Annotated in this window: 13 protein-coding genes; 8 read left to right on the top strand and 5 right to left on the bottom strand. The window is 41.8% G+C overall.

Features of this window, described 5'->3' with window-relative positions; genetic code table 11:
* Positions 1 to 239 precede the first annotated feature (239 nt).
* Complete coding sequence (locus tag NZ896_02415) at positions 240 to 1,016, top strand: DUF4013 domain-containing protein (protein MCS7116306.1); 777 nt, start codon at positions 240 to 242, stop codon at positions 1,014 to 1,016.
* A gap of 118 nt (positions 1,017 to 1,134) precedes the next feature.
* On the opposite strand, the gene rpsJ is transcribed toward NZ896_02415, so the two are convergent.
* The 4 genes from rpsJ to NZ896_02395 all read right to left on the bottom strand — a co-directional run bounded on the left by rpsJ (position 1,135) and on the right by NZ896_02395 (position 4,232).
* Positions 1,135 to 1,446: a 30S ribosomal protein S10 gene (gene rpsJ, locus NZ896_02410; GenBank protein ID MCS7116305.1), complete on the bottom strand. Its 312-nt coding sequence runs from the start codon at positions 1,444 to 1,446 to the stop codon at positions 1,135 to 1,137.
* A gap of 137 nt (positions 1,447 to 1,583) precedes the next feature.
* On the bottom strand, positions 1,584 to 2,909 hold the full coding sequence (gene tuf / locus NZ896_02405) for a translation elongation factor EF-1 subunit alpha (GenBank protein MCS7116304.1): 1,326 nt from the start codon (positions 2,907 to 2,909) through the stop codon (positions 1,584 to 1,586).
* Between the two features lie 171 nt (positions 2,910 to 3,080).
* A complete protein-coding gene (locus tag NZ896_02400) occupies positions 3,081 to 3,680 on the bottom strand; it encodes a 30S ribosomal protein S7 (protein MCS7116303.1) in 600 nt (199 codons plus the stop codon).
* Between the two features lie 114 nt (positions 3,681 to 3,794).
* Positions 3,795 to 4,232, bottom strand: a complete 438-nt coding sequence (locus NZ896_02395; protein ID MCS7116302.1) for a 30S ribosomal protein S12 — start codon at positions 4,230 to 4,232, stop codon at positions 3,795 to 3,797.
* 170 nt (positions 4,233 to 4,402) lie between these two features.
* Here NZ896_02395 and NZ896_02390 point away from each other — a divergent pair, with 170 nt between their 5' ends.
* The 5 genes from NZ896_02390 (at position 4,403) to NZ896_02370 (ending at position 12,794) form a co-directional block, all read left to right on the top strand.
* Positions 4,403 to 4,666: a DNA-directed RNA polymerase subunit H gene (locus NZ896_02390; GenBank protein ID MCS7116301.1), complete on the top strand. Its 264-nt coding sequence runs from the start codon at positions 4,403 to 4,405 to the stop codon at positions 4,664 to 4,666.
* Between the two features lie 2 nt (positions 4,667 to 4,668).
* Complete coding sequence (locus NZ896_02385) at positions 4,669 to 8,019, top strand: DNA-directed RNA polymerase subunit B (protein MCS7116300.1); 3,351 nt, start codon at positions 4,669 to 4,671, stop codon at positions 8,017 to 8,019.
* A 14-nt stretch (positions 8,020 to 8,033) separates the two neighbouring features.
* Positions 8,034 to 11,822: a DNA-directed RNA polymerase subunit A' gene (locus NZ896_02380; protein MCS7116299.1), complete on the top strand. Its 3,789-nt coding sequence runs from the start codon at positions 8,034 to 8,036 to the stop codon at positions 11,820 to 11,822.
* A gap of 4 nt (positions 11,823 to 11,826) precedes the next feature.
* Positions 11,827 to 12,141 (top strand): 50S ribosomal protein L30e, encoded by a 315-nt coding sequence (locus NZ896_02375; protein ID MCS7116298.1) that lies wholly within the window; start codon positions 11,827 to 11,829, stop codon positions 12,139 to 12,141.
* Positions 12,142 to 12,347: 206 nt separating this feature from the next.
* Entirely contained in the window at positions 12,348 to 12,794 is a 447-nt protein-coding gene (locus tag NZ896_02370; protein MCS7116297.1) for a NusA-like transcription termination signal-binding factor, read from the top strand.
* A 28-nt stretch (positions 12,795 to 12,822) separates the two neighbouring features.
* Here NZ896_02370 and NZ896_02365 read toward each other — a convergent pair whose 3' ends face one another.
* Entirely contained in the window at positions 12,823 to 12,990 is a 168-nt protein-coding gene (locus NZ896_02365) for a hypothetical protein (GenBank protein MCS7116296.1), read from the bottom strand.
* 121 nt (positions 12,991 to 13,111) lie between these two features.
* On the opposite strand from NZ896_02365, the gene NZ896_02360 reads away from it, so the two are divergent.
* Both NZ896_02360 and NZ896_02355 read left to right on the top strand, forming a co-directional pair.
* Positions 13,112 to 13,399, top strand: coding sequence for a hypothetical protein (locus tag NZ896_02360; protein MCS7116295.1), 288 nt, complete (start codon positions 13,112 to 13,114; stop codon positions 13,397 to 13,399).
* A 69-nt stretch (positions 13,400 to 13,468) separates the two neighbouring features.
* Positions 13,469 to 13,996 carry an Hsp20/alpha crystallin family protein gene (locus NZ896_02355; GenBank protein ID MCS7116294.1) on the top strand — a complete coding sequence of 176 codons (528 nt, stop codon included), beginning with the start codon at positions 13,469 to 13,471 and terminating at the stop codon, positions 13,994 to 13,996.
* Positions 13,997 to 14,035 lie beyond the last annotated feature (39 nt).

The raw sequence follows: 14,035 nt of genomic DNA, 5'->3' as shown, positions 1-14,035 counted from the left end.
GAAAGATAAGACTTTTCACCATTTTAATACCACGATCGTAAAACCTAATTTAAGAGGTAATGGAGCTCCATATTATGAGTTTAAGGTTTAAGTATCGATTATTTATGAGACTTTTCATAATGAAAAGCGCATTAAGCACTTCTTATAGAGGTTACTGTTAAATTCGATTTATCGATGATAATTTTATCACGAGCTCTATACTTTTAGAGTGAATTATCTACAAAGTGTTTGTAGCTAGGATGGTCAGACCGTTTGTAAAAATGTTTCGAATGAAGGGTTCTGAGTTTTATATATTGATCGAAGATTTTCACCTTCCAATATCAAGGTATATAAGAGAGCGCATATTTACACACATAGTAGAGTTGGATTTAGCAGAAAATTTGAACGATAGCCTAGCATTTATGAGAAAGATATTTGATGACCCCGGCAAGCTCATAATACTCATCATTTTAAATATAATTCCAATTGTGAATTTTATCGTACTGGGTTATGTTGCAAGAATTGTGAAAGATTCTCCGGGTGTACGAGAAGTACCAAAGCTTGAAAATTACGGATATTTGTGGATTCAAGGTTTGAAGATGATAATCGTTGCATTCACCTACATGATAATTCCAATAATCGTGGTGATTTTAAGCGCCATACCTCTGTGGTGGTGGCTCCCCACGATTACACCATTTGCAACATTTGGGAGAGGAAGGGCCATTCTATTTGTATTGGGAATTGTCTTGACGTTTCTCTTTCTTATTCTCAGCGTAATTGGTATAATCAATATGATCAAGAATGATCAGTTTAAGAAAGCCTTCGCGATAAGAGAGATTTTAACGATCATCAAAGAGATTGGGTGGGGTAAATACATAATGTGGCTCCTCATCATGTTCATAATGGCTCTCGTGATTGGAGGTATAGGCAATATACCATATGTGGGCTGGCTCATCTCAGCGATAATATCACCAATTTATTTAATCTTTTTAGGCAGATCGGCAGGATTGTTATACGCTGAGAGAAGAAGTCCATAGATTTGAATCGAGTTAAATAAAAGGCTTCAATAAATATCAATAAATCCTAATTTTTGGAAGAATATTTCATCAGAATGAAGTTTATAACGTTTATTGCTACTTAGAAAGCCATTTTAGATTAAGTTTTGAGGCTTACTTCTATGAATACATCCTCAGGAACCCTCAATCTCATCAATTGGCGCATCGTTCGATCATCGGCATCCATATCGATCAACCTTCTATGAATACGCATCTCCCACCGATCGAAGGTATGGCTACCCTGACCTGACGGGGCTTTTCTTGTAACTACCTTTAGCTTCTTCGTGGGTAAAGGTATGGGACCTTTTCGCTTTACACCAGTCTTTTCAGTAATACTAATAATCTCTTTACAGACCTGCTCTAAATTCTTAAGATTGGTCGATGTGAGTTTGATCCTTGCGAATTGTGGCATTCCACCCACTCTTCCACTTTTAAGACCTTTAAAGAATATGCTATATATATTTTATCCTAAGGATGGTTTTATGTAATTTTATGTTTGTGATGTTAATCGGGTTAGGCCTTATATGAAATATCACTAGTCACTAGGCACTAAGCGGTTGCCTTTTCGGGCGTCCACTTCTCCGTTATTTCACGTACTACGCCAGCCGCTATCGTCGTACCCATATCTCGAAGGGCGAATCTACCTAACTCTGGGAACTCTTTGAAAGTCTCTATACATAATGGTCTTAGAGGTCTGATTCTAACCAAAGCTGAGTCCCCGGTCTTTATCGATTTTGGCTTTTCTTCAATTACTTGACCGGTCCTTCGATCGATCTTAGCGATCAATTCTGTTAGGCATGCAGCTACTTGAGCAGTATGTGCATGTAAAACTGGAGTATAGCCAGCAGCTATAGCGGTAGGATGGTAAACGACAATAATTTGTGCGATAAATTCTTTCGCTACTGTAGGAGGATTATTTACTGGTCCTACAACATCTCCTCTCTTAATATCTTTCTTCGCGACACCTCTAAGGTTAAATCCAATATTATCACCAGCTATAGCTTCTGGTATCGGCGTGTGATGAGTTTCGATGGACTTTACTTCAGCGGTAATCATGGATGGAGCGATTATAACAGTATCACCAACCTTCATCTTACCGGTCTCTACTCTACCTACAGGTACAGTCCCTACTCCAGTGATAGAGTATACATCTTGGATGGGGATTCTCAATGGTTTATCGATCGGTTTCGGAGGTTCTATGACTTGATCTAAAGCCTCAAATAGCGTTGGGCCTTTATACCAAGGCATGTTAGGTGAACGCTTTATGAGATTATCTCCCACCCATCCCGATCCTGGTATAAAAGGTATCTTCGCCACATTGTAACCTACAGCCCTTAAAAGCTTCTCCAACTCGGCCTTACAATATTCATACCTCTCTTTACTATACTTCACTAATGGATCATCCATTTTATTGATCAGTACGATTACTTGATTCACACCGAGTGTGAATAGAAGGAAGGAGTGTTCTCGAGTTTGACCTCCTGGACCAATCCCTGTCTCAAATTCACCCGGTTTCGCTGAAGATACGAGTAATGCTACATCGGCTTCGCTCGCACCTGTTATCATATTCTTAACGAAGTCTCTATGGCCAGGGGCATCGATAAGTGTGTAAAAGTATTTATCTGTTTCGAACTTTTGAAAAGCGAGATCTATAGTTACACCCCTCTCACGCTCTTCTTTTAAACGATCGAGTACCCATGCGAATTTAAATGTATCACCAGCACCAGTCTTCTCAGATTCCTTTGCATACTGCTCGATTGTACGTTCATCCACGACACCTAATTGATATAGGAAGTGGCCCATAGCGGTAGATTTCCCATGATCGACATGTCCAACTACTACCAGGTTTAGGTGTGGTTTCGATGGTTTTGACATCCTTTTCCCCCCTTAACACCTACACGAACATTACTTCGGTTATATAAGAGTTTACCCAGATTTATATTTATACTTTCGCCAATCTTTCTTTCATTTATAATCCTTATGAGCGAATGATAACAAAATCTTCATATAGAAGATCGTAATGAAAGTTGGAATTTTGATATGAGTTTATCGCGATGCTAAAGCGATGCGTTCTTGCTCATTCTTCTTTCGAATCGCGTAACTATTTGTATCGTTATTGGCGGCTAAGATTATTTCATCGGCCAGGGCCTCTTCAACACTCTTCGGTGTGGAAAAGGTACTCTCTCTTACACCTTCCGATATAAATCTCAAAGCAAGGTCGACACGCCTTAAGGGTGAGACATCTACCGCAACATGATACACTATACCACCGTAGGCTATACGTGTCGTATCTTCATTGGGTGCAGCATTTTCGATCGCTTTCACCAAGTATTGAATAGGGTTGCCACCAGTCTTTAGGTGAATGATTTCGAAAGCGGTCTTCACGATATTACACGCTCTTTGCTTCTTTCCACCCATCCTACCAGTATTCTTTGCGAACTTCTTCCCAAAATGCATGAGGGAGTTAACTAATCGCTCCACTATATTCACTTCTGCTTTAGCAAATCTTCTATGTTCATGGCGACCACCGCTCCAAGGGATTATGATCGGTTTTAGAGAGATAACTCTCTTTAACCCAGGATCCGATACCGTAACCTCGCTAAAGTCCCACTTTCTAAAGAGTTTGAAGTTTGGCGCTTTAGACATGCGGATAATGATTGTATTAAAGGGCTTGATAAGTTTTTCTTATACTCTCGAAATCTGAGAACGAAGAATCTCCCTATTCTTTATCATAAATTTGAGTTCTTAACTAATACTAGATTACCTTCTCGGCTTCTCCTTTCTACCATATACCAATTCCTTCAAAGATACACCATTAACTTTGAAGACCTTCCACCTAACTCCCGGTAGATCACCCATCGTCCTACCCATAGAACCACCGATACCCTCAATCATCACTTCATCATGTTCATCTACGTAATTCAAAGCACCATCACCCGGAAGGAAGCAGGTAATCTGTTTGCCATTCTTCACCAATTGAACCCTCACACATTTACGTACGGCAGAGTTCGGCTGCTTCGACTCTACACCCACTTTTTCTAAGACTATACCCCTAGCTTGGGGGGCACCTTCCAGTGGATCGGCCTTTTTATCTAATTGTAACATTCTCCTCTTGTAATACTTATTAGACCAAAGGAAGTGCTTACGCTTGAGGACCAGCTTCCTAGCTGCGAATTCGCCGTTCGGTGACTTTCCCAAACTGATCAGTAAATCTTCACCTTCGCAATTATATAAAAGTATTATTCTTAATTATGAGAAGGTGAGTGAGTTGATAAAGAAAGAGTTATATATCGATCTATCCCACTTTATAGATGCTTCTTCTTTGAACTTTGTTAAGTTTAAACTTTTGTTACCGATCGGTGAGTATAATGGTAGAGAATAATGAAGAAGTTAAAACTCGAATAAAGATTATGGACCACATATATGTACCTAAGCATATATTGTTAAGCCCTGAGGAGGCGCAAGAAGTTTTGAAGAAGTACAATGCAAGGCCCGAGCAATTCCCCTACATACTCGATATCGATCCAGTAGTTAGAGAATTGGGTGCGAAGCCGGGCGATTTGATAAAGATCATTCGAAAGAGCCAGACCGCTGGAGAAACTGTATATTATCGGTATGTGGTGAAGGGATGATTATGAACCGAAAAGTGAATTATGAGTCTTGGGTCGTTCTTAAGGATCTGTTAGAGCGTGAAGGTATAGCGCGCCAGCATTTAAACTCATACAATGAGTTCATTGAGCGAGGGATACAGAGCATTATAGATGAAGTAGGTAGTGTCGATATCGAAACTTTGAGTGGTTCATATACGATAAAGTTTGGAAAAGTGAAGATTTTGAGGCCTAGGGTGATAGAGATAGATGGTTCAGTGAGTAATATCTTCCCACTCGAAGCACGCCTTCGCAACCTCACCTATGCAGCACCAGTATATGTGGATATGGCGATTAAAGAAGGAGGTGTTGTTAAAGAGGTTCAACCTCAATACATCGGCGATATCCCCGTTATGGTGAAGTCTGAATTATGTGTCCTTCATAACTTAACAGAGGAGCAACTTATAGAAGTGGGGGAAGATCCGAAGGATCCCGGTGGATACTTTATCATCAATGGTTCAGAGCGTGTAATAGTGGGCCTTGAGGATCTATCTCCGAATAAGATTTTGGTAGATTACGAAAAGTCCGGTACAAGTACGATCTATAAAGCGAAGATCTATTCATCTATAGTTGGATACCGTGCAAAGGTCGAATTGACTTTAAAATCTGATGGTTCTCTAACTGTGAAATTACCGAATTTACCTGTAGAGTTACCCTTCGTTGTACTGATGAGAAGCCTCGGTTTAAAGACTGATAAAGAGATAGCCGAGGCTGTTTCTCTAAGGCCTGAAATACAAGACCTTCTTGATGTATCTTTCGAGAATGCGAGCGATGTTACTACACCACAGGAGGCTTTAATGTATATAGGGAATAGAGTCGCCCCTGGTATGGTGGATGAATTACGCTTAAAGAAGGCGGAAGCGATCCTAGATTGGGGCCTCCTTCCACATTTAGGAAGGACACCTGCAGATAGATACGATAAGGCGATGTTCCTTGCTGAAGCTGCCTGCAAAGTTCTTGAATTAAAGTTGGGTTGGATCGATCCAGACGATAAAGATCATTATGGGAATAAAGTGATAAAGTTTGCTGGACAGTTGATCGCCGATATATTCAGAACTGCCTTCCGGAATTTGGTTAAAGATATGAAGTATCAATTAGAGAGGAGTCAAAAGCGTGGTATGAATGTAATCGCAGCAGCGATAAGGCCAGGCATTATTACTGATAAGCTGAATAATGCGATAGCTACGGGCAATTGGGGTAGGGGAAGGGTCGGTATTACACAACTTCTCGATAGGACCAATTACCTATCCACCATTAGCCATTTAAGGCGTATACAATCTCCTCTTAGTAGAAGCCAACCGAACTTTGAAGCGAGAGATTTACATGCTACACACTTCGGCAGAATATGCCCCAATGAGACACCCGAAGGTTCAAATAGCGGGTTGGTGAAGAACCTTGCACTTTCAGCCATAATCTCTGTGAGCGTCCCCACATCGGAAGTTGTAGATATACTCTATGAATTGGGCGTTCACCCAATCAGAGAAGTAAGTTCAGAGATTATGGAGAAGGGATGTAAAGTCTTCGTCGATGGGCGTTTTATAGGATATACAGAAGATGGTGAGCGGCTTATTAATTCCTTCAAAAAACTTAGGAGAAAAGGGCGAATTCATCCACACGTTAGTATCTCTCTATATTCAGGGAAGGATCCTAGAGCTGCCCGCAGAATATATATAGCTACGAGTGCGGGCCGTGTATTGAGACCACTTATCGTGGTGGAGAATGGTCAATCCTTACTCACTCCAGATATCGTTAGACGTGTTGCAAAGGGCGAGTTAAGTTGGCGAGACCTTCTACATATGGGTATCATAGAGCTGATCGATGCGAATGAAGAAGAGAATTGCTACATCGCCATCGATCCTGATTCGATCACACCTCAACACACCCATCTTGAGATTTATCCACCAGCGATTTTGGGCGTGACTGCCTCTATAATCCCATACCCTGAGCATAACCAATCTCCTCGTAACACGTATGAAGCGGCGATGGCAAAACAATCTCTAGGCTTTTCGACACCCACGTTATTCTCTAGCGTTAATGTAAGAGAGCATTTCTTAGTCTATCCTCAGACACCGTTGGTAGCTACATCTATAACACCACTTCTTAACTTGAATTTGAGACCTACCGGTCAGAACTGTATAGTGGCTGTACTCCCCTTTGAATGTTACAATATCGAAGATGCCATCGTGATCAATAAATCATCGGTCGATAGAGGTTTGGGTAGAAGTTTCTTCTATCGTCTGTATGAAGCTGAGGCTAAACAGTACCTGGGCGGTATGAAGGATAAATTTGAAATTCCATCACCAGATTCGAATATTCGAGGCTACAGAGGTGAGAAGTACTATCGTTTGCTAGAATCAGATGGTGTAGTGATGCAAGAAGCGATCGTAAGTGGAGGGGATGTGATCATCGGTAAAACCAGCCCGCCGAGGTTTATGGAAGAATATAAAGAATTTGAAGTTAAGGGGCCTTATCGAAGGGATACATCGGTAAGTGTACGACCATCGGAGTCTGGTGTAGTGGATACGGTACTCCTTACGGAGAATGTTGAGGGTGAGAAGATGTTCAAAGTGAGGGTGAGAGATATGCGCATACCAGAGATCGGGGATAAATTCGCATCTCGCCACGGCCAAAAAGGTGTAATCGGCTTACTGGTGAATCAAGAGGATATGCCTTACACAGAGGATGGTCTTGTCCCAGATATAATCATTAACCCACATGCATTCCCATCAAGGATGACCGTGGGCCAACTTATTGAATCGATCGCTGGTAAAGCGGCTGCATTGAGGGGCGAAGTTGTGAACGGTACAGCTTTTTCGGGCGAAGATGTAGATAGCTTAGCCAATGTATTGAAAGAGTATGGTTTTCAATATACAGGCGAGGAAGTCCTCTACGATGGGAAGACGGGTAAGAAGTACAACGCTAAAGTCTTTATCGGAATCGTCTATTACCAAAAACTTCACCACATGGTAGCTGATAAGATTCATGCTCGAGCTCGAGGGCAAGTGCAGATGCTTACTAAACAACCTACAGAGGGGAGGGCGAGAGGTGGTGGGCTTAGATTTGGAGAGATGGAGCGTGATTGTTTGATCGCTTATGGTGCATCCATGATGTTAAAAGATAGACTTCTCGATGAATCTGATAAAACTGAAATTTACGTATGTGAAAAGTGTGGATTGATAGCGTACCATGATCTGAAGCAGAGGAAGTATATCTGTGGAGTATGTGGAGAGGGTTCGAAGATATCTAAAATTTCTGTAGCGTACGCCTTTAAGCTCCTACTTCAAGAGATGATGAGTCTAAATATTGCTCCTCGATTGATACTGAAGGATAAGGTATGAGGTGGTGATGTAACTTGGCTTATGAAGAGCCCGTAAAGACGATCGAAGGAATCAGGTTCACCCTATTCTCTCCCAGTGAGATTCGGAAGTATTCTGTAATCGAAATAACTTCACCAGAAACTTACGATGAAGATGGTATGCCAGTTCAAGGCGGTTTGATGGATAATCGATTGGGTACTTTAGAGCCTGGTCAAAGGTGTGGTACTTGTGGCAATACCGCAGCAAGGTGTCCGGGACATTTTGGCCATATAGAATTGGCCGAGCCAGTTCTACACATAGCCTTCGTCGATCATGTCCATAAGCTCCTTACCTCAACCTGTAGAACTTGTGGCAGACTCCTATTACCACCTGACGAAATCAACTATTATTTAGATAGTATTAGAAATAAGCCACCCTATGCACCGACTTTAGAAGAAAATATCACCAAAGAAATCTTAGCAAAAGCGAAGAAGACCAAGATCTGCCCCCACTGTAGTAAACCACAGTACGAAATCGAATTTACGAAACCTACCATATTCCATGAAATTACCGAGACGGGAGGTGCCGTTAGATTACCGCCCAGAGTGATTAGAGAAAGGTTGGAGAGAATACCCGATAGTGATCTGATCCTCTTAGGCTACGATCCGAAGGCTATGAGGCCCGAATGGTTCGTTTTACAAGTGCTACCTGTACCACCAGTGGTGGTTAGACCATCGATAACTTTGGAGTCTGGAATCAGATCGGAAGATGACCTAACGCATAAGATAGTGGATATATTAAGGGTTAATCAGAGGGTAAAGGAGAGTAAAGAATCTGGCACACCCCCATTGATCGTGCAGGATCTTGTAGATTTATTACAATATCACGTCACGACCTACTTTGATAATGAAGTCCAAGGCATACCACAAGCACATCACCGTTCAGGCAGACCTCTCAAAACTTTAAATCAGCGTTTAAAAGGAAAGGAGGGGCGATTTAGAGGTAGCCTTTCAGGTAAAAGGGTAGACTTCTCCAGTAGGACCGTCATATCCCCAGATCCCAACTTAGATATCGCTGAAGTAGGAGTTCCATTAGAAGTTGCGAAGAAGCTCACCATACCGGAAAAGGTATCACCATGGAATATCGAATTCTTAAAGAACCTAATTATAAACGGGCCATTCCAATACCCCGGTGCCAATTACGTAATTCGCCCCGATGGTATAAGGATCAGGCTCGATTACGTAGCAGATAGAAAAGCGTTAGCCGATTCGTTGGTACCGGGCTTTATCGTAGAGAGGCATTTGATGGATGGAGATATCGTAATCTTCAATCGACAGCCATCACTCCATAGAATGTCCATCATGGCCCATTATGTAAAGGTTTTACCATATCGAACCTTCCGATTACACCCTGCTGTCTGTCCACCATACAATGCAGATTTTGACGGTGATGAGATGAACCTTCATGTACCCCAGAGTGAAGAAGCAAGATCCGAAGCTCTAAGTTTGATGAGGGTTCAGGATCAGATCCTCTCACCAAGGTATGGAGGGCCGATCATCGGTGCCATTAGAGACTTTTTGACGGCCGCCTTCTTCCTAACACACGAATCTACATTATTGACCAAAGAAGAATTTGCCGATCTTGCTTTAGCGGCAGGGTATAGTGGTCCTTTACCCAAACCTGTAATCACTAAACCGGTCGAGCTTTACAGCGGTCGCCAACTCTTCTCACTCTTCCTACCCAAAGACTTCAATTACGTAATGACTTCCAAGTGGACGAAGGGTCTCAAAGTAGGTGAGGAGAGAGATGTGGTGGTTAAGAATGGAGAGTTGATAAGTGGTGTAATCGACCGTGCCGCAATAGGTGCTGAAGAACCAGATAGCATTCTGCACAGAATCGCTAAAGACTACGGAACCGAAGTCGCAAGAAAGTTCCTTAACTCTATACTTTCTGTGTTAAGGGCATTTATTACAAGAATTGGTTTCTCATACGGATATTACGATCTTACATTGAGTGATGAAGTAAAAGAATCCATAAAGAGGATTCTCTATGAATCTTATGAAAAGGTAAAGGATCTGAACGAGCAGTATAAGAAAGGAACACTACCACTTACGCGAGGTTTATCACCAGAAGAAGCCTTAGAGTATTATATTGTGAATGAGTTGGCGTTGGCAAGAGATAAAGCGGGAAGAATCGCTGACAAAGCGCTCCCCCTCAACAATCCAGGGGTCATTATGGCCCGTACAGGTGCAAGAGGTTCAAGTCTAAATCTTGGCCAGATGGCCGCCGCTTTGGGTCAGCAATCTGTAAGAGGTAAACGAATCACCAAGGGTTATAAGAATAGAGCATTGCCACACTTTTTGCCCGATGAGATCATACCCGATGCGAAGGGATTCGTTCGATCGAATTATCGAGATGGGCTCAACCCCATAGAATTCTTCTTCCATGCCATGGGTGGGAGAGAAGGTCTAGTAGATACAGCGGTAAGGACTCAACAGAGTGGATACATGCAAAGAAGGTTGGTGAATGCATTAGAGCATTTGAAGGTTGAATACGATTTAACGGTTCGAGATCCATACGGCCATATCATCCAATTCCTCTATGGTGAGGATGGTGTCGATCCAGCAAAGAGCGATCATGGTAAAGCGGTAAATATCGATAGGCTCGTTGAGATAGAGTCTTTAATCGATAAGGGTAAGAAGAAAGCTACTATAGATTACATTGAGAAGACGGTAGATGAATATGCCGATAAGCTTAACCCTCTACTTGTGAAGAATCTTAAGGATGCGTTACAAAGGACACCCCTCAGCCCAGCAGCCGTGATAAGAGTGTGTGAAAAGACTGTAGAGCTCTTGAAGAAAGCTACTATAGAGCCTGGTGAAGCGTGTGGAGTTGTGGCGGCCCAATCTATTGGCGAGCCCGGTACTCAGATGACCCTTCGTACCTTCCACTTCGCTGGTATAAAGGAGAAAGACGTTACATTAGGCCTCCCTAGACTGATAGAGCTCGTGGATGCGAGAAAAGAGCCCGCAACACCTTCTATGGATGTATATTTAGATGAAGAGCACCGAGTTTCTAAAGAGAAAGCCCTAGAGGTAGGAAGAGAAATTTTATTCACTAAGGTTGGTGATCTGGTAGATTATAGCGAAGTAGATTACTCAGGGACCATCAGGCTCTTTTTGAATAAAGAATTGTTAAAAGAGCGGGGTTGTACACCAGAGATGGTCGGTGAAAGGTTAAAAGCTTGGAAGAGGGTGGTTGAAGTCGATAGTGAGAATGCGATAGTGAGCGTATCGATGAGTGGTGTCGACCCAGCCACATTGCTATCGTTGAGGAATAAACTGTTGAATATGAGAGTAAAAGGGATTCCAGGAATTACACGAATTACGGTAGTAAAGCAAGGTGATGAATGGGTCATTCAAACATCGGGCTCAAACCTTGCAAAGGTTCTAACGATCCCCGGTGTCGATCCTACACGGACCGTATCGAACGATGTCTTTGAAGTCGCAACGACCCTTGGTATCGAAGCGGCCCGCAACGCCTTAGTAAAAGAGATTGTAAATACTTTGAATGAACAGGGTTTAGAGGTAGATATTCGCCATATCTATTTAGTGGCCGATTTGATGACCTCGAAGGGCTTCTTGCAACAGATCGGTAGGCATGGTGTAGCCGGTGCTAAAGCCAGTGTATTGGCCAAAGCCGCTTTTGAAATCACCGTGCCGACACTCGCCGAAGCTGCTGTAAAAGGTGAAGTAGATGAGCTTAAAGGTGTAACCGAAAATGTGATCGTAGGACTACCCATACCAGTAGGTACGGGTATGATAGACGTGTTTATGAGAGGTTAGTTAAATGTTGGATGAAAAAGAGATGAGCCGTATATTGAAGATCGCTATAAAGACGGGGAAGTGTATCATCGGTAGTAAGCAGGTCGCTCAATCTGTAAAGGGATCGAAGCTCGTCATCCTCGCATCATCCCCTTCACATGTATCATCGAGGATTACCGAGTTATGTAAGTTAAACTCTGTACCCCTAATGATATATAAGGGTTCTTCGGTCAAACTTGGACAGTTATGTGGCAAACCATTTAAAATTTCAGCGATCGCGATCAAATCCGCCGGTGAAGCGGATTTAACGGGCCTTTTAAAGGATTCGCTAACGAATTAATCGACATCATTATATCTCAAAAATCTGATTTTTAATTAGATCAATAGCATTAGTAAAAATCGGCATCAATAATATCTCATGGTAATAACCATATTAAAAATGTAGATCAGTGGAAAGGAGTTGAAATTTAATACTATCCAGTAAGTCTGGCTTGGGTTAAACTTAAATTTCTCCTCTACACTACGGAATGATTAGATCGGTAGAATATGCCAGAAAAGATCAGACTCACTCCAGAGGAGCTCGGTTTAATGAATTTGTTTCAAAGTATGAGCGGTGCTACTGTAAGAGATTGTATAATCGATCCGAAGATGAATCGAGTGATCTTCGTGATCAACAAAGGCGAAATGGGTTTAGCGATTGGGCGAAATGGTGTAATTATTAAGAATTTACAAAAGCTTGTAGGTAAACCCGTAGATCTCGTAGAGTATTCGGACGATCCGAAGGAGTTGATAAAGAATTCATTGAATAATAAGTATGTAAATGATGTTCGATTGACGGAAAGGTTAGATGGTACAAAGATCGCCGTTGTAGTGGTGGATCAAAAGGGAAAGAGTGCAGTGATAGGTAGAGGGGGTAGAAATGCGGAGAAAGCGAGATTGTTGGCAAAACGATACTTCAATATATCAAATGTCCATATCGTATCCCAAGAGTAGCATCTTAAAAGATTAGATCGGATTAATCTTATTCGACGATATCCACGACTCGGATGGTATGGAGCTTCCAATTCCAACTTAACTTCTCGATCGGCATAAGCCTCTTGATCCACTCCTCCTGAGCCCTATTATCCAGATGGCAAGGATTCTCATCACATTGATGTATGAGTGTAATTATAGCGATCTTCTTTCCCATCTCTAAAAGACTTTATCATATAACTTAATAACGATTATCGTCGATCATGTGAAGTAGAAGAAGATCTTTTATAAGAGGAAGAATTATAAGGTTGTAACGATCCAATGTACTTTGATGTAAAATGTTGTTTAAACACTGCCCTGGAATCGATAGTCTCATCAGACCTACAATAGTCATAAAGAGGTGCCCCTTCTGTAACGAAGAAGTTGAATTCTTCGAATATGAAACACAACAGGAGTGTCCCAAATGTGGCAGGATCGTGCATAGAGAAGCCTCTGAGATGTGCATAGTATACTGTGCCAGTGTTGAAGAATGTATAAAAGATTTGTTGAATAAAGGATTGATTTCAAAAGAGAGGGCTGAAGAGTTAAGAGAAATCTATAATCAAGTTAAACAGAAGAAGCCTTAATTATGAAAATGAAGCCCATATATCATGATAAATTTATAAAATATCAGATCGTAAATTCTCTTGATCATTATGAGTGAAGAAGAGGAGAGGAAGAAGGTTCCTATAAAGAAAGAGGGAATAACTGCACCAGGAAGGCCCACCCCTCTTGATATGTTTGAGGCATTCGATGATTTGCTCGAAGACTTCCGAAGGACCTTTAGATCCTTCGTGAGGCCTTGGAAGCCGTGGCGATGGAGTGCTCTTGAGCGATTCATGCCAGAACTCCCCACGAGAGAGGCTTACGCAGATATCATCGATACTGGAAAAGAGTTTCATGTGTGTGTTGAAATGCCAGGCATTCCTAAAGATAAGATAGATATAACGGTCACCAAGGATGGAATAGAGATCTTCGCTGAAACCGAGGCGGAAAAGGAGGAGAAGGAGAAGAATTTTATCCATAGGGAGAGGAGTTATTCAAGAATCTACAAGAAGCTCACATTCCCAGAAGAAGTCATACCGGAAGAAGCGGAAGCTACATTGAAGAATGGTTTACTCGAAGTTAGAATACCGAAGAAGGTTCCTAAAGAGGTTAAGAAATATAAGGTGGAGATTAAATAAATTCCATCTTCCAAATTTTTGATTTCTGAATAACATATA

This window comes from Nitrososphaerales archaeon (genome assembly GCA_025058425.1).
Classification (GTDB): Archaea; Thermoproteota; Nitrososphaeria; order Nitrososphaerales; family JANXEG01; genus JANXEG01.
The sequence above is the reverse complement of the archived record's forward strand: the minus strand, read 5'-3'. Positions and strand labels throughout refer to the sequence as shown.

Excerpts from the sequence above, each read along its gene's own strand:
- NZ896_02370 (MCS7116297.1), top strand. The coding sequence starts at position 12,348 with ATGCCAGAAAAGATCAGACTCACTCCAGAGGAGCTCGGTTTAATGAAT.
- tuf (MCS7116304.1), bottom strand. The coding sequence starts at position 2,909 with ATGTCAAAACCATCGAAACCACACCTAAACCTGGTAGTAGTTGGACAT.
- NZ896_02375 (MCS7116298.1), top strand. The coding sequence starts at position 11,827 with ATGTTGGATGAAAAAGAGATGAGCCGTATATTGAAGATCGCTATAAAG.
- NZ896_02415 (MCS7116306.1), top strand. The coding sequence starts at position 240 with ATGGTCAGACCGTTTGTAAAAATGTTTCGAATGAAGGGTTCTGAGTTT.
- NZ896_02400 (MCS7116303.1), bottom strand. The coding sequence starts at position 3,680 with ATGTCTAAAGCGCCAAACTTCAAACTCTTTAGAAAGTGGGACTTTAGC.
- rpsJ (MCS7116305.1), bottom strand. The coding sequence starts at position 1,446 with ATGCCACAATTCGCAAGGATCAAACTCACATCGACCAATCTTAAGAAT.
- NZ896_02365 (MCS7116296.1), bottom strand. The coding sequence starts at position 12,990 with ATGGGAAAGAAGATCGCTATAATTACACTCATACATCAATGTGATGAG.
- NZ896_02360 (MCS7116295.1), top strand. The coding sequence starts at position 13,112 with ATGTTGTTTAAACACTGCCCTGGAATCGATAGTCTCATCAGACCTACA.
- NZ896_02385 (MCS7116300.1), top strand. The coding sequence starts at position 4,669 with ATGAACCGAAAAGTGAATTATGAGTCTTGGGTCGTTCTTAAGGATCTG.
- NZ896_02390 (MCS7116301.1), top strand. The coding sequence starts at position 4,403 with ATGGTAGAGAATAATGAAGAAGTTAAAACTCGAATAAAGATTATGGAC.
- NZ896_02355 (MCS7116294.1), top strand. The coding sequence starts at position 13,469 with ATGAGTGAAGAAGAGGAGAGGAAGAAGGTTCCTATAAAGAAAGAGGGA.